General features: G+C 48.2%; 1 rRNA gene. It reads right to left on the bottom strand.

The features are described from left to right. Window positions 1–255, bottom strand: a 23S ribosomal RNA gene (locus FG383_RS20790); the annotation flags it as partial.

Raw genomic sequence — 255 nt, 5'->3', positions numbered from 1 at the left:
TTTCACGTGTTCCGCCGTACTCAGGATACACTCAAGAGAGAATGAACTTTTGACTACGGGGCTTTTACCCTATCCTGCGGACCTTTCCAGATCGCTTCGTCTAACTCATTCCTTTGTAACTCTATGTAGAGTGTCCTACAACCCCAAGAGGCAAGCCTCTTGGTTTGGGCTATTCCCGTTTCGCTCGCCGCTACTCAGGGAATCGATTTTTCTTTCTCTTCCTCCAGGTACTTAGATGTTTCAGTTCCCTGGGTG

The organism is Psychrobacillus soli (assembly GCF_006861775.1).
Classification (GTDB): domain Bacteria; phylum Bacillota; class Bacilli; order Bacillales_A; family Planococcaceae; genus Psychrobacillus; species Psychrobacillus soli.
This window is presented reverse-complemented; position numbering and strand designations above follow the sequence as displayed.